General features: G+C 69.3%; 20 protein-coding genes. 10 read left to right on the top strand and 10 right to left on the bottom strand.

Going from position 1 to position 25,225, the window contains the following annotated elements:
• Positions 1 to 2 precede the first annotated feature (2 nt).
• The 8 genes from ACFOD9_RS05350 to ACFOD9_RS05315 all read right to left on the bottom strand — a co-directional run bounded on the left by ACFOD9_RS05350 (position 3) and on the right by ACFOD9_RS05315 (position 10,984).
• Positions 3 to 191 carry a hypothetical protein gene (locus ACFOD9_RS05350; RefSeq protein ID WP_379509058.1) on the bottom strand — a complete coding sequence of 63 codons (189 nt, stop codon included), beginning with the start codon at positions 189 to 191 and terminating at the stop codon, positions 3 to 5.
• Positions 191 to 616: a cytochrome c-type biogenesis protein gene (locus ACFOD9_RS05345; RefSeq protein WP_379509057.1), complete on the bottom strand. Its 426-nt coding sequence runs from the start codon at positions 614 to 616 to the stop codon at positions 191 to 193. The genes ACFOD9_RS05350 and ACFOD9_RS05345 overlap by 1 nt, the downstream gene beginning before the upstream one ends.
• Positions 616 to 1,146, bottom strand: coding sequence for a redoxin family protein (locus tag ACFOD9_RS05340; protein WP_379509056.1), 531 nt, complete (start codon positions 1,144 to 1,146; stop codon positions 616 to 618). The genes ACFOD9_RS05345 and ACFOD9_RS05340 overlap by 1 nt, the downstream gene beginning before the upstream one ends.
• Complete coding sequence (locus ACFOD9_RS05335; RefSeq protein ID WP_379509055.1) at positions 1,143 to 3,095, bottom strand: heme lyase CcmF/NrfE family subunit; 1,953 nt, start codon at positions 3,093 to 3,095, stop codon at positions 1,143 to 1,145. Before ACFOD9_RS05335 ends, ACFOD9_RS05340 begins: the two co-directional genes overlap by 4 nt.
• Before the next feature lie 40 nt (positions 3,096 to 3,135).
• A complete protein-coding gene (locus ACFOD9_RS05330; RefSeq protein WP_379509054.1) occupies positions 3,136 to 5,415 on the bottom strand; it encodes a tetratricopeptide repeat protein in 2,280 nt (759 codons plus the stop codon).
• 71 nt (positions 5,416 to 5,486) lie between these two features.
• Positions 5,487 to 8,222 carry a cytochrome c3 family protein gene (locus tag ACFOD9_RS05325; RefSeq protein WP_379509053.1) on the bottom strand — a complete coding sequence of 912 codons (2,736 nt, stop codon included), beginning with the start codon at positions 8,220 to 8,222 and terminating at the stop codon, positions 5,487 to 5,489.
• 183 nt (positions 8,223 to 8,405) lie between these two features.
• Complete coding sequence (locus tag ACFOD9_RS05320; RefSeq protein ID WP_379509052.1) at positions 8,406 to 10,190, bottom strand: cytochrome C; 1,785 nt, start codon at positions 10,188 to 10,190, stop codon at positions 8,406 to 8,408.
• The gene (locus ACFOD9_RS05315; protein WP_379509051.1) at positions 10,190 to 10,984 is read right to left on the bottom strand and encodes a hypothetical protein; all 795 of its coding nucleotides are present in this window, start codon (positions 10,982 to 10,984) and stop codon (positions 10,190 to 10,192) included. Before ACFOD9_RS05315 ends, ACFOD9_RS05320 begins: the two co-directional genes overlap by 1 nt.
• Positions 10,985 to 11,283: 299 nt before the next feature.
• On the opposite strand from ACFOD9_RS05315, the gene ACFOD9_RS05310 reads away from it, so the two are divergent.
• The 9 genes from ACFOD9_RS05310 to ACFOD9_RS05270 all read left to right on the top strand — a co-directional run bounded on the left by ACFOD9_RS05310 (position 11,284) and on the right by ACFOD9_RS05270 (position 20,252).
• Positions 11,284 to 12,393, top strand: coding sequence for a tetratricopeptide repeat protein (locus ACFOD9_RS05310; protein WP_379509050.1), 1,110 nt, complete (start codon positions 11,284 to 11,286; stop codon positions 12,391 to 12,393).
• Entirely contained in the window at positions 12,393 to 13,718 is a 1,326-nt protein-coding gene (locus tag ACFOD9_RS05305) for an NAD(P)-binding domain-containing protein (RefSeq protein ID WP_379509049.1), read from the top strand. Before ACFOD9_RS05310 ends, ACFOD9_RS05305 begins: the two co-directional genes overlap by 1 nt.
• 37 nt (positions 13,719 to 13,755) lie before the next feature.
• Positions 13,756 to 14,505: a response regulator transcription factor gene (locus ACFOD9_RS05300; protein ID WP_379509048.1), complete on the top strand. Its 750-nt coding sequence runs from the start codon at positions 13,756 to 13,758 to the stop codon at positions 14,503 to 14,505.
• 147 nt (positions 14,506 to 14,652) lie between these two features.
• Complete coding sequence (locus ACFOD9_RS05295; protein ID WP_379509047.1) at positions 14,653 to 15,522, top strand: amidohydrolase family protein; 870 nt, start codon at positions 14,653 to 14,655, stop codon at positions 15,520 to 15,522.
• Between the two features lie 132 nt (positions 15,523 to 15,654).
• Positions 15,655 to 17,139 (top strand): aldehyde dehydrogenase family protein, encoded by a 1,485-nt coding sequence (locus tag ACFOD9_RS05290; protein ID WP_379509046.1) that lies wholly within the window; start codon positions 15,655 to 15,657, stop codon positions 17,137 to 17,139.
• 13 nt (positions 17,140 to 17,152) lie between these two features.
• A complete protein-coding gene (locus tag ACFOD9_RS05285; RefSeq protein ID WP_379509045.1) occupies positions 17,153 to 17,914 on the top strand; it encodes an SDR family NAD(P)-dependent oxidoreductase in 762 nt (253 codons plus the stop codon).
• 42 nt (positions 17,915 to 17,956) lie between these two features.
• A complete protein-coding gene (locus ACFOD9_RS05280) occupies positions 17,957 to 18,742 on the top strand; it encodes an SDR family oxidoreductase (protein ID WP_379509044.1) in 786 nt (261 codons plus the stop codon).
• 107 nt (positions 18,743 to 18,849) lie between these two features.
• Positions 18,850 to 19,326, top strand: a complete 477-nt coding sequence (locus ACFOD9_RS05275) for a carboxymuconolactone decarboxylase family protein (protein WP_379509043.1) — start codon at positions 18,850 to 18,852, stop codon at positions 19,324 to 19,326.
• Positions 19,327 to 19,364: 38 nt separating this feature from the next.
• Positions 19,365 to 20,252, top strand: coding sequence for a LysR family transcriptional regulator (locus ACFOD9_RS05270; RefSeq protein WP_379509042.1), 888 nt, complete (start codon positions 19,365 to 19,367; stop codon positions 20,250 to 20,252).
• Between the two features lie 75 nt (positions 20,253 to 20,327).
• Here ACFOD9_RS05270 and ACFOD9_RS05265 read toward each other — a convergent pair whose 3' ends face one another.
• Both ACFOD9_RS05265 and ACFOD9_RS05260 read right to left on the bottom strand, forming a co-directional pair.
• Entirely contained in the window at positions 20,328 to 21,317 is a 990-nt protein-coding gene (locus ACFOD9_RS05265) for an HpcH/HpaI aldolase/citrate lyase family protein (RefSeq protein ID WP_379509041.1), read from the bottom strand.
• A 28-nt stretch (positions 21,318 to 21,345) separates the two neighbouring features.
• Complete coding sequence (locus ACFOD9_RS05260; RefSeq protein WP_379509040.1) at positions 21,346 to 22,422, bottom strand: MaoC family dehydratase; 1,077 nt, start codon at positions 22,420 to 22,422, stop codon at positions 21,346 to 21,348.
• 704 nt (positions 22,423 to 23,126) lie between these two features.
• Between ACFOD9_RS05260 and ACFOD9_RS05255 the strand changes: the two genes are divergently transcribed.
• The gene (locus tag ACFOD9_RS05255) at positions 23,127 to 25,205 is read left to right on the top strand and encodes an alpha-amylase family protein (RefSeq protein ID WP_379509039.1); all 2,079 of its coding nucleotides are present in this window, start codon (positions 23,127 to 23,129) and stop codon (positions 25,203 to 25,205) included.
• Positions 25,206 to 25,225 lie beyond the last annotated feature (20 nt).

Genomic DNA, 25,225 nt, shown 5'->3' with positions numbered 1-25,225 from the left:
CGCTAACCGCGCGGGGCCGGCGCGGCCACCGGCTGGCCCGGCTGGCCGGGGCTGCCCTGCCAGGCATAGCCGGCCAGCGCCGCCAGCAGCGCGGCGCCGGCCAGTTCCAGCGCCAGCCGGTTGACCCGCCCGCCCTGCCACAGCCCGCCAAGGGCCAGCGCGGCCAGCCCCACGGCAAACAGCCAGCCCATCAGCCCGTCTCCTGCTTGCGCGATCCACGCCGGCCGGTCCGCAACCGCCGCGAAACCAGCCAGCCGCCGCCGGCCAGGGCCAGCAAGGGCACCAGCCACAGCGGCGCGGTCTGCCCCCTGACCTCGGGCCGGAAGCTCACCCAGTCACCATATTTGCCCACCAGCCAGGCTCGCACCTGGTCCGGGCTTTCGCCCGCCGCGATGCGTTCGCGGATCATCCGGCGCATATCGCCGGCAAGGTCGGCATTGCTGCCCGAGATCGGCTGGCCCTGGCAGACCACGCAGCGGATCGCATCCATCAGCGCCAGCGCCTGGGCCTCGCGCGCAGGGTCGGACAGCGAGACTTCCGCATAATCCGGCGCGGCGCCCTGCTGGGCGGCGGCGGGGGCGGCGGCAAGCAGGACCGCCAGCATGATCGAACGCATCACCTCCCGCCCCCCAGCATGGCCAGCAATTTGGGCACGTCGGCCTCGGTCACCACGCCGACGTGCTGGTAAAGGATGCGCCCCCGGCCATCGACCACGAAGGTTTCCGGCACCCCGGCCGAGCCGAAGGCCATCTGGGCGCGGCCGCCGGCGTCCAGCCCGATACGGGCATAGGGATCGCCATATTGCGCGAGGAACTGCTGGAGATCGGGCGCGCTGTCATGAACCGCGATCCCGTCGACCTCGGCGCCCATCGCCTGGAGGCGCGCCAGCATCGGCACCTCGTCACGGCAGGGCACGCACCACGAGGCGAAGATGTTGAGCAGGCGCGGCTTGCCGTCGGCAAAGTCACCCGTGGCCGCGCCGGGCCGGCCGGGAAAGGCCGGAGCGGCGGCGAATTGCGGCAAAGGCTGGCCGACCATGCGCGAGGCGATGACATGGTCATCCGGATGGCGCAGGCCCGCGTAGAACACGGCAAACAGCCCCGCCACCAGCGCGAAGGGCAGCCACAGGAGCAGCCGGCGCCTCATGCCGCCGCCCCCGCCCCCGCGCCGAAGCCGCGCTGCCACGGCCAGCGATGGCCCCACCAGTCGCGCCGCACCCGGCCCAGCAGCGAGAGCGCCCCGCCCAGCGCGATCAGCGCCCCGCCCAGCCAGATCAGGGTAACGAACGGCTTCCACCACATCCGCAGCAGGAAATTGGTGCCGTCGCTGTTTTCGCCCAGCGTGATGTAGAGCTGGCCGTTCCAGAAGGTGGCGATCGCGGCCTGGTTGGTGGTCATCGGCGGGTCGGTGAACTGGTGCAGCTGCGGGCGCATGGCAAAGCCCTCGCCGCCACCGCGTGTCACCGCCAGCACCGCCTCCAGCGCCTGGTAGTTCGGCCCCGGCTTCTCGCGCACACCTTCCAGCCGCACCGCGAAGGGGCCGACCATGCGGGTCTCGCCGGCGCGCACCGCGGCCATGTTCTCCACCGTGAAGGCGCTGTCGCAGGCCATGCCCGCCAGGCTCACCGCGCAGCCCAGGTGCGCCAGCACCATGCCCCAGGTAAACAGCGGCGTGCGCCCCAGCCGGCGCTTCCACAGCGGCGCAAGGCTGGCCACGCCAACAATCGCGGCGGCCACCAGCCCCAGCAGCGGCAGGGCGCCGATGCGGCGGGCGAACAGCGCCAGCAGCAGCAGGGCCGCCGCGCCCGCCACCAGCGCCAGCGCCATCCGGTCCACCACCAGCCGCGCCCGGTCCGAGCGCCAGCGCAGCAGCGGCCCGGCCGCCAGCAGCACCATCAGCACCAGCGCCAGCGGCCCGGCCACGCTGTTGTAATAGGGCGCGCCGACCGAGATCTTCGCCCCCGTCGTCGCCTCCAGCACCAGCGGGTAGAGCGTGCCGGCCATGACCACCACCAGGATCACGCAGAGGACCAGGTTGTTGATCACCAGCGCCGCCTCGCGGCTGACCGGATCGAACCGGCTCCCCTCGCTCACCGTGGCGATGCGTGCCGCGAACAGGGCCATTGCACCGCCGATGTAGAGCGCGAGCAGGGCAAGGATGAACACCCCGCGCTCCGGATCGACCGCGAAGGAGTGGACGCTGGTGAGAATGCCCGAGCGCACCAGGAAAGTGCCCACCATCGACATCGAGAAGGCCAGCACCGAAAGCATGATCGTCCAGGCGCGCAGTCCGTCGCGCGTTGCCAGCACGGTAACCGAATGGAGCAGCGCGGTGGCCGCCAGCCAGGGCATCAGCGAGGCGTTCTCCACCGGATCCCAGAACCACCAACCGCCCCAGCCGAGCGTGTAATAGGCCCAGTAGGAACCGGCGGTTATGCCGATGGTCAGGAACACCCAGGCGCCCAGCACCCAGGGCCGCATGGCGCGGGCGAAGTCCGGCCCGACATTGCGGGTGACCAGCGCCCCCACCGCGAAGGAAAAGGCCGCCGACATCCCGACATAGCCGAGGTATAGCGTGGGCGGATGGAAGGCGAGGCCGGGGTCCTGCAACAGCGGGTTCAGCCCCTGCCCCTCGCTCACCCCAGAAATCCGCGCGAAAGGGTTGGAGGCGAACAGCAGGAAGGCATAGAAGCCCAGCGCGATCGCCCCTTGCGCGGCGAGGGTGGCAAGGCGGGTATCGGCGCGCAGGCGGCGCTCGAACAGGGCGATGGTCGCCCCGGCCAGGGCCAGGATCGTCACCCAAAGCAGCATCGAGCCTTCGTGATTGCCCCAGGCGCCGGCCACCTTGTAGAGCATCGGCTTGGCCGAATGGCTGTTGGCCGCCACCAGCAGCACCGACATATCCGACCGTGCGAAGACCGCGACCAGGCAGGCGAAGGCCGTGCCCGCCAGCGCCGCCTGGACCACCGCGACCGGGCCGATCGCTTCGCCCAGCGAAGCCCGCCCCGCCCCCAGCGCCAGCGCGCCCAGCACCAGTTGCAACAGGGCCATGGCCGCGCCCAGCCACAGCGCGGCCAATCCCGCCTCGGCGATCATCGCCCGGCCCCGCCGCGCATCGCGCCCGCGCCGGTCATGCTCAGAAGTCCAGCCGGTAGCCGGAGGAGAGCACCCAGCCCTGTTCCCGGATCCGGTCCCACGAGGCGCCGTTGTACTGGCTCTGGCTGGTGAAATTGCCGCCCAGTTCCACTTCGATCTCCGAATGGCGGATCGGGTAGTAATTCATCCGCAGGGTCGGCTGGAACTGCCGGTAAGTGCCCGGAACCGGCGTTGCCGCGCTGGGCTTGTTGTCGCGGTAGCCATAGCGCAGGCGCGGGCTGACGCGGAACTTGCCGGTGATCGGCACGCGGGCGTTGAAATCGGCGGTCCAGACGCGGGCCATGGCCGTGTTCGAATAGCGCCCGGCCAGGATGTAGATGTCGTTGTCCCACAACAGGCCCGAACCGATCAGCTGGGTGCCATAGTAGAATTCCTTGCCGGTGGCGGGCAGCGCCCCCACCGCCATGGTCCCCGCGCTGGCCGGGGTCGGCGGGGTGCCGCCGGTATCGGTCATGTTGAAATCGGCGCTGATCTGGAGTTTGCTGGTGATCGGGCGCGAATAGGTCAGGGTCATCGATTTCGAGGTCAGCGTGCGGTCCCTGGCCAGCTGGTAGATCTGGTCGTCGGTGAAGAACGGCCGCAGCCCGCCCAAGGTCAGGATCGGCAGGTTGGTGACGAGGTCGATCTGGGCGATCAGGGCATTGGTCGTGGTCAGCAGGGGCGACTGGCGATAGTCGGCCGTGAGGCTCAGGCTCGAGGCATCGGGGAAATTGTAGTTGAACGACATCAGCCCCAGGTTCAGCCGGCCGAATTTCACGTCATAATCGGCCATGGCATAGGCGTTGAACCGCTTCTTGAGCAGCCGCGCCTCCACGCCCAGCGAACGGCGATCGATGAAGCCCCCCTTCGCCCGCTGGTCGAACCAGTAGACCGAGGCCTGCAACGGGCTGCGCTTGGCGCCGAAATCCACGCTCAGCCCATAGAACGGCCGCTCCTTGAGCACCGACATCTGGTGCGATGAGAGGACCGGGAAGCCCGCCACGGCATTGACCTTGAGGTGGGGATTGGCCTGGAAGCCCAGCAGCGCGCCGTCATAACGGCCCAGCACGCCGGCTGAATTGCGGGTCTGCCGGCCGATCCGCAGCGAGGTATCGAGATCGGCATCGGCATAGTCGAGATAGAGCGCGGTCAGCGCCTCGATCCCCCCGCCCGGGCGGGAGCGGAAGGTCAGGGTCTGGTTGCCGTTGTTGATGGTCGAAACCGACGCGCTGGTGCCGAAGTTCTTGGTATAGGACCCGGCCGCGCGCAGCTGGAACTGGCGGCGGTCGTTGCCGGCGGTCAGGGTCACGTCGCCGGCGGTGAGCAGCTGGTTGACGTTGACCGAATTGTCCACCTCGGTGCCCAGCGTGGAACTGGTGGTGAAGGTGCTGGTGCGCCCCTGGTCGCGGAAATAGAACTGCGAGAAGCTGCCGCGCAGGCCGAAGGTCCAGGCCTTGGCCGTGCCCGCCCCGCCGTTGCCGGCGTGCAATTGCTGCGAGGCGCCGGGCGCCGGGGCCAGTGAGGCCAGCCGCTGGCGCACCCGCTCGGCCGCCTCGCCCTCGGGGAAACGGCGCAGGTATTCCTCGTAGATCGCGGTGGCATGGGCTGCCTGCCCCTTGCGCTCGCGCGCCAGGCCAAGCAGCTCCAGCGCGCGCGGGGTGCTGGCGGTCTCCGGCAGGGCGGCGGCATTGGTGAGGAGCGGGATCGCCCGGTCGAGGTTGCTCTCGCGGATCGCCTGCTCGGCCTCGCCGATCAGACGGGCGGCCTCGGCCTGGTCGGCCTGCGAGCCGGACAGGGGCGCCGCCGCGGGCGCGCCCGCCACGGGCGCGGCCGGCGCGGTGCAAGCCGCGGAACCGGGATTGCTCACCCGGATCACCAGTTGCTGCGGCGTAGCCCCGGCTTCCACGCCGAACTGCATATCACGGGTGAAGAACAGCGAGAGGATGGGGCCGGCCGGATTGTCGCCCTCGTACTGGACCGAACGCAGCGCCGGCACGGCCCCGGGCGTCCGCAGCGAATCGCGCAGCTGGGTGGGACTGGTCCCGTCGAGCGGGAGGAGCCGCACGTGCAGTTCGCGCCCGGCGGTTTCCGGAAACCAGCTGACGATCTGCACCCGGATGTTGAAGTTCACCGTGAGCGCGGAACAGCCGCCGGCGGTTTCGGCCTTGATGTCGGACAGCGCCCGGTCGGCCACGGTCTGGGCCGCGGCCGGCGCGGTCAGGGCGGCGCCGGTGGCCAGCGCGCCGCCGATGGCGAGCGCAAGCCCGCCGATCCTGGTCATCTGCTTCAAGTCAAAAACCCCTCTCGCTTGGCGATCCCGTCAGCGTCCCGATAGTCTTGCGATCCCGCCACTCACATATCCCAGGTGGTCGTGCGGTGGCACGAGCCGCAGTCCTGGCTGGTCGTCGGGTGCTCGCGCGGCTTGCCCCGTGCGATGACCCCGTTGTGGCAGGAGGTGCAGGTGCCGATCACGTCATTGTGGTTGACCCGCCGCTCGGGCGACCAGGCCGTGGTGTAGTGACAGTCCTCGCACAGGTTGTTGGTGGCCATGTGAGTGGCGTTCTTGCCGGGCGCGGTCGTGCCGTTGTGGCAGGTGGCGCAGCCGCTCGAGATGCCGGAATGGCTGAAGGTCGCGGGCAGCCACTGGGTGGTGCGGTGGCAATCGCTGCAGGCTGCCGTGGTCGGAATGTGGGTTGCGGTCTTGCCGGTGGCGGTGCTGCCGTTGTGGCACGAGGCGCAGGTGCCGATCACCTGGGTATGGTCCACCACCACGTCGGTCCAGGTGGTCGTCTTGTGGCAGAAGTCGCAGGAGCCGGTGCTGGCGATGTGGGTCGCGGTCTTGCCCGGCGCCGAGGTGCCGTTGTGGCAGCTGGCGCAGGTGCCGATCGCATCTGCATGGTTGAAGGTGCGCGCGGGCGACCAGGCGGCGGTCGAGTGGCAATCCTCGCAGGTGTTGGTGGTGGCCACGTGGGTCGCGTTCTTGCCCGTGGCCGAGGTGCCGTTGTGGCAGGACGAGCAGGTGCCGGTGATGCTCGCGTGGCTGAAATTGGCCGGGGTCCACCCGCTGGTGCGATGGCAGTCCGCGCAATCGGCCGTGGTGGCGATGTGGGTGGCGGACTTGCCCTCGGCCGCGCTGCCATTGTGGCACGAGGCGCAGGTGCCGATCACGTCGGCATGGTTCACCGTCTTGACCGGCGACCACACGGTGGTCGTGTGGCAATCGCCGCAGATGCTGTTCGTGGTGATGTGGGTGGGGCTCTTGCCGGCGGCCGTGGTGCCGTTGTGGCACGACGAACAGGCTGCGGTCACATTGGCGTGGCTGAACGAGGCTGGGGTCCAGGCCGAGGTGCGGTGGCAATCGCTGCAATCCGCCGTGGTCGGCAGGTGGGTTGCCGGCTTGCCGCTGGCCTTGGTTCCGTTGTGGCACGAGGCACAGCTGCCGATCACGTCAACATGGTTCACCGCCTTGACCGGCGACCACAGCGTGGTCGTGTGGCAATCGGCGCAATTGCTGTTGGTGGCGATGTGCGTCGCGCTCTTGCCGGTGGCCGTGGTGCCGTTGTGGCAGGACGAGCAGGTCGCGGTCACGTTGGCGTGGCTGAACGAGGCCGGGCTCCAGGCCGAGGTCCGATGGCAATCGCTGCATTCGCCCGTGGTGGGCAGGTGGGTTGCCGGCTTGCCGCTGGCCTTGGTTCCGTTGTGGCACGAGGCACAGCTGCCGATCACGTCTGCATGGTTCACGGCCTTGGCCGGCGACCACAGCGTGGTCGTGTGGCAATCGGCGCAATTGCTGTTGGTGGCAATATGGGTGGCGCTCTTGCCGGTGGCGGTCGTGCCGTTGTGGCAAGAGGAACAGGCCGCGGTCACGTTGGCGTGGCTGAAAGTGGCCGGGGTCCAGGCCGAGGTCCGGTGGCAATCGCTGCATTCGCCCGTGGTCGGCAGGTGGGTGTTGGCCTTGCCACTGGCCCGAGTGCCGTTGTGGCACGAGGAACAGGTGCCGATCACGTCGGCGTGGTTCACCGCCCGGGCCGGCGCCCAGGCGGCCGTGGTGTGGCAATCGGCGCAATTGGTGTTGGTGGCGATGTGGGTCGCGCTTCTGCCGGCGGCGCTCGTCCCGTTGTGGCAGGACGCGCAATCGCTGCCGACCGCGGCGTGGCTGAACGCGGCCGGGGTCCAGGCGGCAGTCTTGTGGCAATCGCTGCATTCGGCGGCGGTGGGCACGTGGTTGGCCGGCTTGCCGGCGGCCCGCGTGCCGTTGTGGCAGGTGGTGCAGGCCGCCGTGGTATCAGCATGGTTGAACGATGCCGGCGACCAGGCTGCGGTCTTGTGGCAATCCTCGCAGGCATTGCCGGTCGGCAGGTGCGATGCGGCCTTGCCGGTGGCCGTGGTCCCGTTGTGGCAAGAGGCGCAATTGCCGGCCACCCCGGCGTGGTCGAACCGGGCGCCGGCCCAGTTCTGGGTGGTGTGGCAGGCGCCGCAATCCTTGGCGGTGGCAAGGTGCGCCGCGCCCTTGCCGGTGGCCCGCGTGCCGTTGTGGCAGGAGGCGCAGGTTCCGCTCACGGCCGCATGGTCGAAATGCAGCGCCGACCAGCTGGCGCTGGTGTGGCAAGCCGCGCAATCCTGCGCCGTGGCGATGTGCCCGGCCGGCTTGCCGGCGGCCTGGACGCCATCGTGGCAGCTCTTGCACGAGGCACTGGTGCCCGAATGGTCGAACCGGGCGATCTGCCAGGTCTTGACCGTGTGGCACGTGTCGCACCGGCCCTGGGTGCGGACATGGCGGCTCGGCTTGCCGCTGGCGATCACGTCGTTGTGGCACGAAGCGCAATCGGTCGGCGTGCCGGCGAACACCCCGCCGCGATGGCAGGATTCGCAGCGGACCGCGGCATGGGCGCCGGTCAGCGGGAAGCCGGTGCGGAAGTGGTCGAAGCTGGCGGGCGGCGCGGCCGAGGCCGCTGCTGCAACCGGAGCCGGCGCCGCGACGGGCGCGGGAACCAGCGCCGGGCCGTTCACGCGCGCGCCAGCGGGCAGCGCTGCGATCAGCAGCGCCACCACCAAGGCCAGAACCGCCCACAGCCGTTCCCCGCGCAAGTACGTCCACCCTTCCCGAGCCAGCCCACCGAACCGTTCGATGGCATTCGACCTTGCCGGGAAGGCTTAACCACTTACCGAAGGAAAAGCGTAAAGCACCGGCCTCGGATCATCGTCGATCCGATTCCGTTCATCGGAAAAAACAAAGACTTGTAAGATTAACGTCAGGTAACCGTCAGCACTTCATCGCTTGCTGTTCATCAGGATCTCGCGGAACCCGGTGGTCACGTGGCACCGTTCGCAATCCTCGCCGAAGCCGCCGCGATGGGGGTCGTTGCGGCGGTGGCAATCGACGCAGCGCGCGCCCAGTTGCGCGGGATCGCCCGGCCGCTTGTGGCAGGCCGAACAGATCAGCCCCTGGTGCTTGCCGGTCAGCTTGAAGCTGGTCGCCTGGTCGTGGTCGAACCGCCAGGCCCGCCAATCCGACGCGGTGTGGCAGGTCCGGCACTGCGCCGGCTGGCCAAGCGTGCCGGCATGGTGCAGGTCGGCATGGCAATCCTGGCAGGCGGTGCCCTTGCTCGCAAAGGTCCGGTCGGCATGGCAGACCGTGCATGGCTGGGCGGCGTGCCGGCCCAGCAGCGGGAAGCGGGTGAGATCGTGGTCGAAGCGCACCCGGCCTTTCCACGCCGTGCTGTCGTGGCAACGGGCGCAATCCTTGCCGAGGCGACCGGCGTGGACATCGTCCTTCGCATGGCACGAGACGCATTCCACCGCCGTGGCCGAGCGCAGGCCGCTGGTCCCGTGGCAATCCTCGCACCTGGCACGGGCATGGGCGCCGGCCAGCGGGAAGCCGGTCATCGTGTCGTGGTTGAAGCTGGAACTCTTCCAGCTCACCGCCGTGTGGCAGCGGCCACAGTCCATGCCGTTGGCGCCCTTGTGCACGTCGTCGCGCGCGTGGCAGCCAAAACAGGTGACCGGCGGGCTGGCGACCTTGGGCGGCTGGACATGGCAGGCCTCGCACCGGGTGGTGCGATGAACCCCGCGCAGGGCGAAGCCGGTCATCCGGTCATGATCGAAGCTGGTCTGCTTCCACGAGCGCGGATTGTGGCACGAGGCGCAGTCGGTCCCGTTCTGGCCCTTGTGGGCATCGTCGCGGGCATGGCACGAAATGCAGGTGCGCGCGGGGTGCCTGTTCGCATTGCCCGCCCCGTGGCACGCCGCGCAGGCCGCCTCGGCATGGCCGCCCAGCAGGGGAAAGCCGGTACTCGCATGGTCGAAGCTGGCCTGCTTCCACCCGGCGGTAGTGTGGCATTGCGCGCAATTGGCGCCCCGGCTGCCGCGATGGGCATCGTCCCTGGCATGACAGGCCGCGCAGCCCGTCCCCAGTCCCTTCCAGCGCTGCCCGGCATGGCACGAGAGGCAGGCGGCCGCGCGGTGCTGCCCGGTCAGGGCAAAGCCGGTGGCGGCATGGTTGAACCCCTGGACCGGCTTCCACGCGGCGCTGGTGTGGCAGGTCTGGCAGGCCCGGCCCAACTGGCCGCGATGCGGATCCTTGCGGGCGTGGCACGAGGCGCAGTCACGCGGGACGCCGCGATAGTTGTGGACCGTGCCATGGCAGCCGGCGCAATCGACCCGCGCGTGGGCGCCGGTCAGCGCGAAGTCGGTGAAGGCGTGGTTGAAGCCGATCCGGCTGAACCGGATCAGCCCCGCGGCGCGGCCCTTGTGCTCGGAATGGCAAGCCTTGCAGGTGCCCCGCGCCGGCGCGAACTTGCCGTGGAAGTGGCTGCCGGTGGCCAGATCGGTGGCGATCCCCTTGTGGCAGGCCAGGCACTTGCCGTTCTGCGCCTCCTTGCGGAACGAGGAGTGGCAGCTGTCGCACTGGCTTTCGAGCCGGGCATGGCCGGCGCTCAGTAGTCCCGGCGTGATCAGGCGCTCCATGATCGACTGGCCGGATGCCGGCACGGCCACCGGCGCCAGTGAAGCCACCAGCACCGCCACGATCCATGCCAGGCGCCGCCACAGGCCCATCAGTACATATGCACGGCAACGATGTGGAGCACGGCGGCGGCCACCAGCAGGATGAACAGCGGCAGGTGCAGCAGGTGCCACAGGCGCAGCAGGCGATCGTAGAAGGCGAATTCGGCGGCGCGGCGCACGGCCTCGAAATAGTCGTCGACCAGCGCGCGCACTGCAATCCGCCCGCGCTCGGCCCCGCCCAGCTCGTGGCGCAGCCCCGCCCTGGCGCGCCGGGTGCGAAACCCCAGCCCGATTATCGCCCAGGCGCCGGCGCGGAAGCTGGCCCCGGCGGCGATCGCATCGGCCTCGAACGGGCGCAGCCGCTGCATGATCGCCTCGGCCGGCACCCCGCGCGCCGCCAGGGCGGCAAGCTTGTCGTCCATTTCCTCGCGCAGGGACCGCAGTTCGAGCTTGCGCCCGGAATAGCCGCGATGGACCCGCGAATAGAAATAGCGCCCGATCAGCCCGCTGCCCGAGACCACGATCATCGCGCCCAGGGCAAAGGCGCTGTTGAGCGCGCCCCAGCTGAACCGGGCATGATAGAGGATGGCAAGCGGCCCGATCAGGCCGAGCAGCATATGCAGGCGGAACCAGAAGCCCACGCTGCCCATCGCCCGCGAGGCCGGACGCACCCGCTTGCGGACCGGATAGGCCAGCAGAATCAGCATCAGCGAGCCGCCGACGATGCCCAGCGCATAGCCCAGGCCATGTTCGGGATTGATCCACGGATCATGGCGGTGGAGCCAGCCGTAAAGGATCGCGCCGGCCACCAGGACGACGACCAGCAGCGAAATCGTCCGTTCCACCGCGCTGGCGGTTAACCGTGGCTGTTGACCCGATGCTGGGAGGTGTTCTGCTCTTGTCGCCATATATCCGTGGTTAGTTTCGGGTGAATGCAAGCCCTTCCATGCCAAAGTCTGCTTAGCGATTGGTTGCCGGCGGTCCGCGATTTATTCCATCGGCCCGCCGCTTGCCCGCCTCGTCATGACGACGATTGGGCCGATTGTCAGCTTGGTGTCAGGAAACAGGTGTTCGGCGCCAGTGCCGGCGAGGCAAGGCTGCGCGTGGAACGGGTCTGCATCATCCCCGCCAAGAGGGAGCAACTATGCTGCAATACATCCTGACAGGTCTTGCCGGCCTCGTTTTCGGCGTCGTCGCCATGCGGGTCTGGCAGGCGCGCGAGTCCGCCCCTACGGACGCGCTTGCCCCACCTGCGACGAACGCCGTGCCGGCCGGGGCTGCCCCTGCTCCGGCCGGCAATCCCCGCCGACTCACGGCGCGCCACCTGCTGCTCGGCGCCGGCGCGCTGGCCGCGGCGGGCCTGGCGGTGATCGCCCTGCGCGGCGAGGACGAGGCTACCGGCGACGCGGGGAACGCGGCCCTGGCCGACGGGCTTGCCGGGCCAGCCGGCCAGAAGCCGCTTGACGATGTGGACACCGCCATCGGCCGCCTGGCCAAGCGGCTCGAACAGACCCCGGGCGATGGCGAGGGCTGGCGGATGCTCGGCTGGTCGCAGGCGATGACCGGGCACCCCGACCGCGCGATCGAACCCTACAAGCGGGCGCTTGCCCTGCTGCCCCGTTCGGCCCTGGTCGCCTCGGGCTATGGCGAGGCGCTGACGGGCGTTGCCGGGGGCACGGTCAGCGCCGAGGCGCGTGCCCTGTTCGAGCAGGCCATTGCGCTTGATCCGAACGAACCGCGCGCCCGCTATTTCCTCGCCCTGTGGCAGGCCCAGCACGGCGAGGGCAAGGCCGCGCTCGACAAGTGGATCGCGCTGGCCAATTCCGGCCCCGCCGATGCGCCGTGGCAGGCCGACGTGCGCCGGCAGATCACCGCGGTTTCGGGCAAGCTGGGGATCGACGTTTCCGGCCGCCTGAAAGCGTCCGCGCCCGCCGCCGGCCCGCCCTCAGCCGCCCTGTCCGGGGCCAGCCCGCCCCCGCTCGATCCCGGCGCGGTCCAGGCCGCCAGCGCCCTGCCCGAGGCCCAGCGCCAGACGATGATCGATGGCATGGTTGGCGGCCTTGCCGCCAAGCTCAAGGCCAATCCCGCCGATCCCGAGCGCTGGGTGCTGCTGCTGCGCTCGCGCATGGTGCTCAAGCAGGGCGAACAGGCCCGGCAGGACCTGGCCGCCGCGCGCCGCGCGCTGGCCCGCGATCCGGCCGGCCTCGGCAAGGTCGATGCCGCCGCGCGCGATCTGGAGGTTCCGGGCGCCTGATGACGACTGATCCGCTCACCCTGGTCTATGCCCTGCCGCTGGCCGTGCTGTGGCTGGCTTGGATCGTGCTGGGCAAGCTGCGCTCGCGCCGGGCGCGCGCGATCCTCGAGGAAAACCGCGAGGCCGGGCTGATGGAGCCCAATACGCTCCACCCGGTAATCGATCCGGCGCGGTGTCTGGGCTGTGCCGCCTGCGCCCGCGCCTGCCCCGAACAGACCGTGCTCGGGATCATCGACGGCAAGGCCGCGCTGATCGAGCCGACCATGTGCGTGGGCCACGGCGCCTGCGCCACCGCCTGCCCGACCGGAGCGATCACCCTGGTTTTCGGCAGCGCGACCCGCGGGGTCGATATTCCCCTGCTCAGCCCCGAGTTCGAAACCAGCGTGCCCGGCCTGTTCATCGCCGGCGAACTGGGCGGGATGGGCCTGATCAAGAACGCCATCGAACAGGGCCGCCAGGCGATCGGCCATGCGGCAACGGCGGCGCGGCGCAGCAGGGCGCAAGGGAGCGACCTGCTGGACGTAGTGATCGTGGGCTGCGGCCCGGCGGGGCTTGCCGCCAGCCTTGGCGCGCTGGAGCGCGGGCTGGCCTTCGTCACGCTCGACCAGGCCACGCTGGGCGGCACGGTCGCCCATTTCCCGCGCGGCAAGCTGGTGATGACCCAGCCCGCCACGCTGCCGCTGGTCGGCAAGGTGCGCTTTGGCGAGGTCAGCAAGGAGAAGCTGCTCGCCTTCTGGGAACAGGTGCTGGCCGATACCGGCCTTGCCCCCCGCTTCGAGGAACAGGTGCTCGCCGTGCGGCGCGAGGACGAGGCCGAGGGCGCCGCTTTCATCGTGGAAACCGGCGAGGGCCGCTACCGGGCGCGCACCGTGCTGCTGGCGATCGGCCGGCGCGGCACTCCGCGCACGCTCGACGTGCCGGGCGAAGACCTGGCCAAGGTGGTCTACCGGCTGATCGATGCCGAACAATATGCCGGGCGCCGGGTGCTGGTGGTGGGCGGCGGCGACAGCGCGCTGGAGGCCGCGCTGCAACTGGCCGACCAGCCGGGGACCGAGGTCACCCTGTCCTATCGCGGGGCCAGCTATGCCCGCGCGCGCAGCCGCAACCGCGAGCGGATGGCCGAGGCGGTCGGCTCCGGCGCGATCGCGCAGGTGCTGGGCAGCGCGGTGCAGCGCATCGCGCCCGGCCACGTGGATCTGGCCGTGGGCGGCGAGACCCGTCGGATCGCCAACGACACGGTAATCGTCTGCGCCGGCGGGGTCCTGCCGACCCAGTTCCTGCAGGCGACCGGGATCGCGGTCGAAACCAAGTTCGGCGTGGCATGAGCGGGCCGGGCGCAGCCAATGGCCGGGAGGCCGGCCCGTGCTGGTGATCCTGATCGACCAGCAAGGCCCGGCCATCGATCTGCTGGCCCAGCGCCTGGCCCAGGCCGGCTTCGCCCCCGAAGTGTTCGGCGCGGTGGCCGATGCCGCCGCCAGCCCGCTGAGGGCAAGCGCCCAGGCGCTGCTGCTTGCCCTGGGCGGCGGCGCCCCGCCGGCCGGCGAGATCATCGCCCGGTTGCGCCACGCCGGGCTGGCCCAGCCGCTGGTGGTGCTCTCCACCCGCGACGAATGGCGCGAACGGGTGGCCGCCTTCGATGCCGGGGCCGACGATTTCCTGCTGGTTCCGGCCCATTCCGAGGAAGTGGCCGCGCGCCTGCGCGCCGCGATCCGGCGCGGGGCCGGCTGCGCCTCGCCGCGGATCGCGGTGGGCGACATCGAGCTGGACCTCATCGCGCGCTGCGCCTGGCGCGGCCAAGCGTGCCTGGCGCTCACCCGCAACGAATTCCGTCTGCTGCAGCGCTTCCTGCTGGCCCCCGAACACGTGCTGACCAAGGACCAGATCGCCACGGCGCTGTGGGCCGGCAACCGCAATGTCAGCGGCAATGCCATCGAGGTGCTGGTGGCCCGCCTGCGCCAGAAGCTGGGGACCGGGCGCATCGCCACGGTGCGCGGGCTGGGCTACCGGCTGGCCGATCCGCCCGCCGCCGGGCCGCAGCCGGCCGAGCCCGCGCCGCGCCAGGCCTGCGCCCAGGCCGGCGGCGCCATCGGCCAGCCGGTCCCGCTGGCCTGATCCCTCTGGCCTGATCCCGCTGGCCTGATCCCGCTGGCCTGATCGGGCAACCTTGCCAGCCGCCGCGAGTGGCGCGCGCAATGTCCCGGCTGGGCGCGGGCGACCGGCGCGCCTAGGGTGCACGGCGTCAGGCCTGCGAGGATGCCCATGCTGATCATCGATTCCCAGATCCATCCCTATGGCCCCGGTGCCAACCTGGCCCCCGGAGGCAGCCACCTGCCCGGCCCGCCTAGCGCGACCGGCGAGGAAATCCTTGCCGCCATGGCCGCCGCCGGGGTGGACGCGGCAATCCTTGTCTCGGCCTGGGCCTACTATCGCTACGATGCGCGCTATGCCGTTTCGGTTCGCAACCAGTGGCCCGAGCGCTTCGCCCTGGTGAACCCGGTGGACCTTGACGACCCGGCGCTGGCCGAAACGGTCGCCGCCTGGGGCGCCACCCCGGGCGCGATCGCCATCCGCCTGCTGCTGCCATCGACCACCCGGCTCGATCCGGACGATGCACGCCTGCATACCGCGATCCTTGCCGCCAAGCGGGCCGGGTTGGCGATCAACATGGCCTGCGTGGACCAGATGCCACTGGCCGGGCACCTCGCGAGCCGCCACCCTTCGGCCCGGTTCGTGCTCGACCATCTCGGCCTGCGCCAGCCGCTGGAGCCGCCGCCCCTGGCCGAGCCTTTCGCCGATCTGGCCAATGTGCTGGCCCTGGCCGCGCACGACAATATCGCGATCAAGGTTTCGGGCGTGGGCACGCTCTCGCGCCAGGCCTGGCCCTTCGCCGACATCTGGCCGCCCCTGGCCCGCGTGTTCGCGGCCTATGGCCTGGCGCGCTGTATGTGGGGCAGCGACTGGACCCGCACGATCCATTTCCTGTCCTATGCCCAGGCGGTGGCCATGTTCCGCGACCACGCCGGGCTGGCCGGCGAGGAACTCGCCCAACTGATGGGCGGCACGCTTCAGCGGATCTACGGCTGGACCCCGGCCATCGCCGCCCCGCCGCCGGCTCGCGCCATGGGCTAAATCCATGCATAAAAGTCATAGGATCGTGACTATTAATGCATTTGACGACAAGTACGCGAGGTGCAAGGTTCCCCGCCTGATCGATGCCCAAGGCTGGACGCTGCCTGTTGAACCGGCGCGCCGCAGGAAAGGATGACCGTGACCTTCCAGACCCCCAACCGCGACATCTTGCCGCGCCACACCACCATCATCAACGGCCAGGTCGGTTTCGGCTCGGGAGCCGAGCTGGCCCACGTCTATGCCGGCACCGGCGAGGTGACGACTGAATTGCGTTCGGGCACCGCCGCCGACGTCGATGCCGCCGTGGCCGCCGCCCGCAAGGCCTTCCCCGCCTGGCGCGCCCTGCCCGGTGACAAGCGCCGCAACCTGATGTTCAAGCTGGCCGAGCTGTTCGAGAAGTACGCCCCGCTGCTCGCCGAGCTGACCACGATCGAGACCGGCAACCCGATTGGCGGCACCGGCAGCGCGCCTGCCGACGGCGCCCAGAAGTTCCGCTATTTCGGCGGCTGGGCCGACAAGATCCAGGGCCGCACGATCAGCCCCTTCACCGGCCCCGCGCACGACTATGTGTCGTATGAGCCCTATGGCGTGATCGGCGCGATCATTCCGTGGAACGGCCCGCTCTTCGCCACGACCATGGCCACCGCGCCCGCGCTTGCCGCCGGCAACTGCGTCGTCGTCAAGTCGCCCGATCTCGCGCCGTTCTCGGTGCTGAAGCTGGGCGAGATGTTCATCGAGGCTGGCTTCCCCGAAGGCGTGTTCAACGTGGTCATGGGCGGCGGCGACGTGGGCGAGGCCATGGTGGCCCACCCCGGGATCGACAAGATCCAGTTCGTCGGCTCCGGCCCCACGGCCAAGAAGGTGCTGCGGACCGCCGCCGAAACGCTCAAGCCCTGCGGGCTGGAGCTGGGCGGCAAGTCGCCGGTGATCGTCTTTGCCGATGCCAATATGCAGATCGCCAGCCAGCGCGGCCTGATGGGTGCGGTGCTTGCCAACGGCCAGGGCTGCTCCAACGGCACCCGCCTGCTGGTCGAGCGCCCGATCTACGACCAGTATCTCGAAACGCTCAAGACCATGGCCGGCTACTTCCCGGTCGGCGATCCGCTCAACCCCGGCACCCGGCTTGGCCCGGTGATCTCCGAGCAGTCGCTCGACCGCATCCTCGGCATGGTCAACAAGTCGGTCCACGAGGAAGGCCACCGCCTGCTGTGCGGCGGCGAGCGTGCGGGCGGCGATGCCGCCAACGGCTTCTTCCTGCCCGTCACCGTGGTGGCCGATGTCGCCCATGACAGCAGCCTGGCCCAGCACGAGGCCTTCGGCCCGGTGCTGACCGTCACCCCGTTCGACGGCGAGGACGAGGCGATCGCGCTGGCCAACGACACCGAATACGGCCTGGGCGGCTACATCTTCACCGAAAACCTGCGCCGCGCCCATTTCGTGGCCAGCCAGGTCGATTCGGGCATGATCCACGTCAACGGCTCGGGCGAAGGGATGACCCCGTGCTGCCCGTTCGGCGGCATGAAGCAGAGCGGCTTCGGCCGGCTTGGCGGCGAGGAAGGCCTGCACGAATTCCTGCGGGTCAAGAACGTCTGGATCAACATGAACAAGCCCGCCTGAGGAGCGCCCGATCATGGCTAATGCAACCGACATGAGCGGCAAGGCCGCGCTGGTGACGGGCGCGGCCTCGGGCCTCGGCCGGGCCGCCGCGATCAGGCTGGCCGAGGCCGGCGCCGATGTCGCGCTGGTCGATCTCAACGCCGACGGCCTGGCGGAAACGGCCAGGGCGGTCGAGGCGGCGGGCCGCAAGGCGCTGGTCCACCCGACCGATCTTTCGGTCGCCGAAAACGCCGCAGCCGCGGTCGCGGCGGCGGTGGCTGCGTTCGGCGGGCTGGATGCGCTGTGCAACGTGGCGGGCGTGATCTATTTCGCCCATTCCGACGAGATGGACCCGGTGCTGTGGAACCGGACCATCGCGGTGAACCTCACCGCGCCGTTCCTGCTCAGCAAGGCGGCGATCCCGCACCTGCTGGAGCGCAAGGGGGCGATCGTCAACGTCACCTCCAGCGCGGCCTTCATCGGTGAAGCCTATGCCGCCGCCTATTGCGCCAGCAAGGCGGGCCTGGCCAATCTCACCAAGGCCATGGCGATGGAATACATCAAGAAGCCGATCCGCATCAACGCGGTCGCGCCCGGCGGCATGGCCACCAGCATCAGCGCGGGCCTGAAGATGCCCGAGGGCGCCGACATGGAGCTACTCAAGCGCTTCATGCCGGTGCGCGGCCTGGTCGAGGTTGACGACGTGGCCGACATGATCCTCTACCTCGCCTCCGAGGCCGGGCGCGGGCTGCACGGCACCTGCATCACCATGGACCAGGGCATCACGGCGGGCTGAGCCGCCTTCCCCAGCAACTCCCCTTCCAGACTGGACACCAAGATGACTTTCTCGATTGATCAGTTCCGCCTCGACGGCAAGGTCGCCATCGTGACCGGCGCGGGCGGCCGCGGCAACAGCATCGGCCGCGCCTATGCGCTGGGCCTCGCCAAGGCCGGTGCTTCGGTCGTCGTCACCGACATCAACGCCGAAGGCGCCAAGGCCGTGGCCGACGAAATCGTCGCCGCCGGCGGCAAGGCCATCTCGGTCGGCGTTGACATCACCAGCGCGCAAGACGCCGCCAGGATGGTTGCCGCCGCCACCGAAGCCTTCGGCGGGGTCGACATCCTGGTCAACAACGCCGCGCTGATGGCCGAGCTGAGCTCGCCCTCGCCGGTCGACGTTCCGCTCGACGAGTGGAACCGCACGATGAACGTCAACGTCACCGGCCCGCTGATCTGCAGCCAGGCGGTCATCCCCGCGATGCGCGCGCGCGGCGGCGGGCGGATCGTCAACCAGGTCTCGGGCGGCGCCTTCCCGGCGGCTTCGGTCTACGGGATCAGCAAGCTGGCGCTGGTGGGCCTCACCACCACCTTCGCCCGGATGCTCGGCCGCCAGAACATCGCGGTCAACGCGATCGCCCCGGGCAACGTGACCAGCGATGCCGGCAAGTCGATGACCCCGGACGATTCGCCGTTCATCAAGTTCCTCGAAATGAACGTCGCCATGCGCGTGCGCGGCGAGCCCGATGAACTGGTCGGCACGCTGCTGCTGCTCTGCTCGGACGCAGGCAGCTGGATCACCGGCCAGGTCATCCACGTCGACGGCGGCTGGGTCCTGCGCCCCTGATTTCCTGATTCCCTGAGGCCGGAGGTCGGGCCGCCGCGCGCCAGCGCCGCGACGCCCGGCCCCCGGCCCGGCCTGCCGAACCCGATCAAGAGGAGAGGACAAGAACAATGGCATTCGATCCAGACCGCACGGGCATTGCCCATGCCGACCGCCGCCAGCAGGGCCACGAATGGTACGAATTCGTGATGCGGACCCCGCCGCCGCCGCCGGCGACCACCTTCCTCGCCAATGGCATCCTCGACTTCGTCTTCTCCGAGATGTGGAGCCGCCCCGGCCTGGATATGCGGGCGCGCCGCTGGGTCACGCTGGCCTGCGTCTGCGCCGCCGATACCGTGCAGCCGATCGAGAGCCACATCTATGCCGCGCTCAAGAGCGGCGATGTCACGCTTGACGAGATCAACGAGTTCGCGCTGCACTTCGCGGTCTATCTTGGCTGGCCCAAGACCTCGATCATCCAGTCGACGATCGGCCGGATGTGGGCGCAGGTCCAGGCCGAAGGCGGCCCCGAACCGCGCGATCCCCCGGCCCGCCAGCTCGACGTGGGCGCCAAGCCGCTCGCCTGGACCCCGCCGACCCCGGCCTGATCGGACTGACCGGACTGACAGGAGCTGAGAGCCACGGCATGGATGATCTCCGCAAGCTGCGCCATGCCGTGACCCTCGCCGCCGAAGGCTCGTTCGCCCGCGCCAGCAAGGCGCTCAACCTGACCCAGCCCGCCCTCTCGCGCAGCATCCGCGCGCTGGAGGATTCGCTCGGGATGGTCCTGTTCGAGCGCCACGGCACCGGCATCCGCCTGACCGCCTCGGGCGCGGCCTTCGTGGAGCGGGCGCAACTGCTCCTGTCCCACGCCACCAGCCTCGCCCGCGAGGCGCGCGATATGCGCGACGGGCGCAGCGGGCGCCTGAGCGCCGGGGTCGATCCGATGCTGGCGCCGCTGCTCGAACCCTGGCTCAGCGAGGCTGCGCGCTCGGGCGGAGCGATCCAGCTGCACATCTACGTGCAGCCGATCCGGCGACTGCTCGAGATGCTGCTCGAACAGCAGATCGATTTCTTCATCGGCGATACCGGCATGGCGCTCCATGTCGAAGGGCTTCGCACCACCAGCCTCGCGGTCATGTCGGCCAGCTACTATGTCCGTGCCGGCCACCCGCTGCTGGCCCTGCCCAATGTCCAGGTCCAGGACCTGCTGGCCTTTCCCCATGCCTCGCTCGATGCCCGCGACGTCAATCGCGGCCTCGACCTGCCCGGCAGCATCCACCGCGCGGTGATCGTGTGCGACGACGTGCGCGCGCTCAAGGCCGCGACTCTGGCCAGCGACGCGGTGCTGCTGGGCACCCGGCTGGGGCTGGAGCCGGAACTGTCGGCGGGCCTGCTCGTCCCCGTCCCGCTCGCGCTCACCCGCAACTGGATCTCGCACCTGGGCGCGATCGAGCTTCAGGGGCGCGAGCGTAGCGGCCTCGCCAACCAACTCATCGCCCGGTTCCAGGCACTCCTGTCCGAGGTGCACTGAGCCGCGCGAAGGCCCGGTGCCGCCCGGCCGGTTCCCAACGAAAAAGGGCGGATCCGCAGACCCGCCCCATTTCGTTCAGAAGAAGGCCGCGCGGGCCTCATCGGGGATCGGTACCCCGGTCACGTTGGCGCGCTGGAGGCAGCTCCAGAAATAGCGGTAGGTCGCGCGGTCGTGCAGCTCACCCTTGTACTGGATCGGTCCCCAGTCGGCCGCCTGGGCCGCCAGCAGGATCGCCGCGCCGTCCTCCACCTCGGAGAAGTCGGGCTGCATCGCCTTGACGATCGGCTCGATCTGGGCGGGATAGATGCTCCACATCCGCAGGAAGCCGAATTCGTTGCGCGCCCGGCTGGCATCGCCGAACACCACGTCGGTGTTCTTGAGATCGAGGCAGACGTTGTGCGCGGGAACCACCCCGTTCCGCAGCGCGGCGGCGACCAGCTCCGTCTTGGCGCGCACCAGCAGCTTGTGCTCGAACTGGCCGGGCGTCCGCATGGCCGAGGCGGGAATGGCCCCGTTGTGCGCGCTCACGAAATCCATCTGCCCGAAATCCAGCACCTGGACCCAGGGGAGCGCCGCGATCTCGCGCACGTCGGCCAGGGCGCCGTGGGTTTCGATCAGGACGTGGATCGGGATTTCGCGCTTGATCCCGCGGCGGGCGCAATCGGCGCGGACATATTCGATCACTTCGCGGGTCTGCGCCGCCGAGGTCGACTTGGGGATGGTGATATAGGCCACCTGCTCGCCGCAGCCTTCGAGGATGATGTCCACGTCCGCCTTCCAGTGCGGATGGGCCGGATCATGGATCCGCACGCCCGCCTGGCGATGCTTGTTGTCCGGCGAGGCGATCACCCGCGCGACCATTTCGGCGTGCGCCCGCTCCTGCCCGGCGGCGGCGCCGTCCTCGCAGTCGCAGGTGATGTCGAACACCGGGCCATACTGGTCCTGCAAGGCCAGCGCCTTGAGGATCAGCTTCTCGCTGCCGGCGAAGTGTTCGCAGCTCGGGATGTTGGGGAAGGCCTTCTCGCCGTCGAACAGGGCATCGGCCGGATGAACTTTCACGCTCATTGTCTCTCCATTCCTCGTGGGCGCGGGCTCAGCCGCGCGGAATCATCACAGTGTAATCAAGGTCGAGCACCACCGCAGGATCGAAGCGGACCTTGCCGCCTTCCTCCACTTCGGCCAGGAAACCGGCGGCGGGCCTGTTCTTGATCCCCACCAGCCGCAAGCGCAGCCCGCCAAGGTCGGCGCGGCCGGGCAGGGCGAACTTGTCGAGCACCTCGGTGAAGCAATAGAGCGTGTCGCCGGCAAAGGTCGGCGCGCGGTGCGAGCCGCCGTTGATCGCCAGCATCCCGATCACGTTCTCCAGTCCCTCGAAGGCCAGCGCCCGGCACACCGAGATCACATGGCCGCCATAGACCAACCGGCGGCCATGCGGGGTCGAGGCCATCATCTGCGCGTCGAAATGGACCTTGGCGCCGTTCTGGTAGAGCCTGGTCGCCAGGGTATGGTCGGTTTCGTCGAGGGTCATGCCGGCGGCATGGTCGATCCGTTGGCCGATCGCATAGTCGTCCCACAAACGCGCCGCGCCGCTGGCGCGCACCAGCGCCGCCACGTCGACCGTGATCGCCGGAACGCGCAGGTCAGCCGGCTCGACCCGCTCGGGCAGGTCGGGCACCACCGCCTCGCCCACCGCGCCGCCCCTGGCCCGCGCGTGGACCAGCACCCAGCGGATCCAGGTGAGCACCGGGCGGCCGTGCTGGTTGAAGGCGCTCGAACGCACGTAGACCACGCCATTGTCGCCGCTCGAGGTCGGGCGCAGCCCGATCACCTCGCTGCGCGCGGTCAGCGTGTCGCCGGCGTGAACCGGCTCGAGGAAGCGCAGGTCGGCATAGCCGAGATTGGCCACGGCATTGGCCGAAATGTCCGAAACGGTCTTGCCGAAGGCCATGTTGAACAGCAGTCCATCATCCAGCGGCGCGGCGCGATAGCCCATCGCCATGGCCAGCGGCTGCGAACAGGGCAGCGGCTGGCGCGCCCCGGTCAGCGCGATGTAGAGGCTGGCGTCGCCCTCGGTGATCGTGCGCGGCGTTGGGTGAAGGAACTGCCGCCCGATCGCGAAGTCCTCGAAGAAGTTGCCCTCGGGGGGCGTGTGAACATATCGCTCGGTCAAGTCACCGGCACTCCCTGACGCGCCAGCCCGCCCGCGGCAGGTCTGGTCGCGAATCCGGACCGTGCCCTAGCGGCCGGCGCGAATATTGCAACGCCGGCAGTTGCCTCCCCCGCTTGCGCCGCATCGCCCGGCGGAGCCGCCGGAAGCCAGCCTGACTCGCCGCATACCCGTCACATGGCGCCGGCCCCGGGATCGGCTTCAAGGCAATCGCAATTTCAAGGATGGGAATGATGAGCCTGCATGGCGCGCCCGACCTGCAGCCAAGGAGCGCGTGGCGGCATGATCGCCCCCTGCGGCCGCGAAACGCATTCCAGATGGACCCCGAGAAATCCGGCACGGGGCATCCCGACCGAAGGTGACACCTCCGGCCAGGAAACAGTTGCCCGGTTCATGATCATCCCGGCAGTTCAAGCCCGCCCTATACGGGAGATCACTGGTGCACTAGTTTTGCCGGCGAACCGGAACTGTAAGACCGGGTTGAGGAGGCCGCCATCAAAGTTACCCGTCGGCAATTCGGAGCAATTGCCAGCGCCACCGGCCTTGCCACCTCGACGGGCGCACGGGCGGCAGCACGCACCTCGGCCACGCCGTGGTATCAGCGGGTCCGGCGCTGGGCCCAGGTCAATTTCACGACCGACGATGTCGCTCAACCGGACCTCGCATTCTGGCGCGAATACTGGCGCGCCACCCGTTCGCAGGGCGTCATGCTGAGCGCGGGGGGCCATGTCGCGTTCTACCCATCCAGGATTCCCGACCAGCGGATCGCGCCGCAATTGGGCGGCAGGGACTTCTTTGGCGATCTCGTCAAGGCGAGCCGCGACGATGGGCTCGAGGTCCTTGCCCGCCTGTCGCTGCGCGGTTCGCCGGAACTGGTCGCGAAGTATCCGGATTGGGCGAACGTCGACGCCAAGGGCAAGCGGCTGGCCACGCCCTGCATGAATGGCGGGTACTTCTACACCTACGGCGCCGATATCGTTCGCGAAGTGGCCCATCGCTATCGCCCGTCGGGTTTCACGCTCAGCGGCTGGGGTCCGAACTATGCCCTCTGCTACTGCGAGCGTTGCACTTCGTTGTTCAAGCAGGACGTGGGCGAGGCTCTCCCGCGCGCCCGGAACTGGGATGATCCCCTGTTTCGCCGCTGGATCGAATGGAATGGCGAGCGCGTGCTGGCCTTGTGGGACTACAGCAACAAGGTAGCGCAGGACGCCGGCGGTCCCGATTGCCTGTGGCTGGGCCAGTTGATCGGCTCGATGCTGACGCGCAATCTCAAGCGCATCGCTGAGCGCGCGCCGCTGATGATGATCGATCACCAGGCGCCGGAAGACGAATCGGGCCTGGCCGACAACAGCGTCTTCGCCCGAACGCTCAACGGCCTGGTCGACTGGAAGAAGCCGATTACCATCGCCTCCGCGCTCTACGCGCCGCGATTGACTTCGCCCCATCAAGACGAATTGTCCGCCTGGATGTACGAAGGAATGGCTGGCGGGGCGCGGCCCTGGTGGAACGGCATCGGCGGTTACTCGCAGGACAAACGCCGTTTTCCGATGCTTCCCCCGATCCTGCAATGGCATGAGCGCAATCAGGAATACCTTTTCGATCGCCGTCCGGTCGCCACCGTCGGTCTCGTCTGGAGCGATACCAACAACATTTTCCATGGACGCGACGCCGTCGGCGATCTCGTCCGATCCCCGTTCCAGGGCATGGTCAACGCATTGATCCGGGCGCGCATTCCTTTCGTGGTCGTTCACGCCGACAATCTTGACCGGGATGCGGCCGCACTGACCGGCATCGTCCTCCCCAACCTCGCGGCCATGACCGACGAGCAGATCCAGTCCGTCCAGCGCTTCGCCGCCCGCGGTGGAGGAATCCTGGCAACCGGCAACACGTCACGGCTCGATCGATACGGCTCGGCCCGAGCCGACTTCGCCCTTGCCGATATCTTCGGAGCGCACGTCGATGGCGCGAAACCGGCACCGCCTCCAGCGAAGGGGCTGACCGAGGACGTCCTCGGCTATATCCAGACAAGTATGCTTCAGGGTGCGGGAAGCTATGTGCCCAAATCGCTGATCGCCGAAAACTCAAGCCCCCAATCGCTCCTGCGCCTGAATCCGAGCCTGCGCCGCAACGCTGCCGGTCCGCACCGCGCTGATGAGCCACCCGTCGCCCCGGGCATCGCCCGACATCCCGCACTTGCCGGCTTCGATGCAACCGACCTGATATATTTCGGCGGCAACCTGGGATCCCTGCGGGTGGATTCCAACGCCACCGTGCTCCTGACCTACGTCCCGCCCGTCGCAACCAATCCGCCCGAAGACGCAGTCCTCCAGTCCGCCCCCACGGACCTGCCGGGCCTGGTCGTCCACGAGCGCGCCGACGGCGGCCGCACCGCGTTCCTGCCTGCGGACATTGACCGCCAATACGAACGGCACAATCACCCCGACCACGCGGATCTCCTCGCCAATCTCGTACGCTGGATCGCGCGAGACAGCCTGCCGGTCACCGTCGAAGGGCACGGGTTATTCGACTGCAATCTCTATCGCCAGCCTACGCGAATGATCCTTCACGTAACAAACCTCAACAATGCCGGCGCCTGGCGCAAGCCGATCGAGGATCCGGTCGCGGTGGGACCGCTCGATGTGCGGGTGCGACTGGCGGCCGGTATCAAACCTGCCACGGCGCGCCTGCTCGTCGCCGACAAGCCCGTCGCGTTGAGCATAGCGGATGGCTGGGCCTCAGCCCGGATCCCCTCGATCCTGATCCACGAAGTCCTGGTGATCGAGTAAGGGAATGCCGGATCCCGAAG

Source organism: Novosphingobium bradum (genome assembly GCF_042646485.1).
GTDB lineage: Bacteria > Pseudomonadota > Alphaproteobacteria > Sphingomonadales > Sphingomonadaceae > Novosphingobium > Novosphingobium bradum.
The sequence above is the reverse complement of the archived record's forward strand: the minus strand, read 5'-3'. Positions and strand labels throughout refer to the sequence as shown.

Coding starts and splice junctions, on each gene's coding strand:
- ACFOD9_RS05295 (WP_379509047.1), top strand. CDS start 14,653: ATGCTGATCATCGATTCCCAGATCCATCCCTATGGCCCCGGTGCCAAC.
- ACFOD9_RS05275 (WP_379509043.1), top strand. CDS start 18,850: ATGGCATTCGATCCAGACCGCACGGGCATTGCCCATGCCGACCGCCGC.
- ACFOD9_RS05305 (WP_379509049.1), top strand. CDS start 12,393: ATGACGACTGATCCGCTCACCCTGGTCTATGCCCTGCCGCTGGCCGTG.
- ACFOD9_RS05330 (WP_379509054.1), bottom strand. CDS start 5,415: ATGACCAGGATCGGCGGGCTTGCGCTCGCCATCGGCGGCGCGCTGGCC.
- ACFOD9_RS05290 (WP_379509046.1), top strand. CDS start 15,655: ATGACCGTGACCTTCCAGACCCCCAACCGCGACATCTTGCCGCGCCAC.
- ACFOD9_RS05265 (WP_379509041.1), bottom strand. CDS start 21,317: ATGAGCGTGAAAGTTCATCCGGCCGATGCCCTGTTCGACGGCGAGAAG.
- ACFOD9_RS05320 (WP_379509052.1), bottom strand. CDS start 10,190: ATGGGCCTGTGGCGGCGCCTGGCATGGATCGTGGCGGTGCTGGTGGCT.
- ACFOD9_RS05340 (WP_379509056.1), bottom strand. CDS start 1,146: ATGAGGCGCCGGCTGCTCCTGTGGCTGCCCTTCGCGCTGGTGGCGGGG.
- ACFOD9_RS05255 (WP_379509039.1), top strand. CDS start 23,127: ATGCTGAGCGCGGGGGGCCATGTCGCGTTCTACCCATCCAGGATTCCC.
- ACFOD9_RS05350 (WP_379509058.1), bottom strand. CDS start 191: ATGGGCTGGCTGTTTGCCGTGGGGCTGGCCGCGCTGGCCCTTGGCGGG.
- ACFOD9_RS05285 (WP_379509045.1), top strand. CDS start 17,153: ATGGCTAATGCAACCGACATGAGCGGCAAGGCCGCGCTGGTGACGGGC.
- ACFOD9_RS05310 (WP_379509050.1), top strand. CDS start 11,284: ATGCTGCAATACATCCTGACAGGTCTTGCCGGCCTCGTTTTCGGCGTC.
- ACFOD9_RS05280 (WP_379509044.1), top strand. CDS start 17,957: ATGACTTTCTCGATTGATCAGTTCCGCCTCGACGGCAAGGTCGCCATC.
- ACFOD9_RS05345 (WP_379509057.1), bottom strand. CDS start 616: ATGCGTTCGATCATGCTGGCGGTCCTGCTTGCCGCCGCCCCCGCCGCC.
- ACFOD9_RS05335 (WP_379509055.1), bottom strand. CDS start 3,095: ATGATCGCCGAGGCGGGATTGGCCGCGCTGTGGCTGGGCGCGGCCATG.
- ACFOD9_RS05270 (WP_379509042.1), top strand. CDS start 19,365: ATGGATGATCTCCGCAAGCTGCGCCATGCCGTGACCCTCGCCGCCGAA.